We start from the raw sequence: 393 nt of genomic DNA on the forward strand, positions 1-393 counted from the left end.
GTCCCATTTATCCCCTGCTGGCAAATCCCCCATGAGGTGGCTTAACGACTGAATTAAATCGTCGTTAGCGCCCCCAAGGACACTGATTTTAAAGCCAAAACCGCGAGAGTGGGGATTGTCGAACACCCGCTCAATGGGATCGTAATCTCGATACGGCAGTTCATGGTGAAGGTGGTTTTGGGCTTGCTTGGCCTCTTGAAATAAGGCGGATAAGCCACTGCGTGAGGAGGAAAACATGGGGGATCCCTTTTTCTATTTTAATGTTAGGGGGCGTGACACAATCTTGGACCGCTTGATGGATTCCCCCCTCATTGAGAGAAGGCTGAGACTGAATGTCGCGCGCCCATGATAAAAATGATGTTTAAGCTTCGTTTCTTTTTTCCTAATCAATCT

At 48.1% G+C, this 393-nt stretch carries 1 protein-coding gene; it reads right to left on the reverse strand.

The genetic code is table 11. The annotated features are described in order from the left end of the window. Positions 1–237, reverse strand: a 237-nt coding sequence (locus AB4653_RS24990; RefSeq protein WP_133151953.1) for a TraC family protein, incomplete at its 3' end; no start/stop codon positions are given. Between the last annotated feature and the right edge of the window lie 156 nt (positions 238–393).

Origin of the sequence: Vibrio sp. 10N.222.48.A3, assembly GCF_041475345.1 — a bacterium.
Classification (GTDB): Bacteria; Pseudomonadota; Gammaproteobacteria; order Enterobacterales; family Vibrionaceae; genus Vibrio; species Vibrio tasmaniensis_A.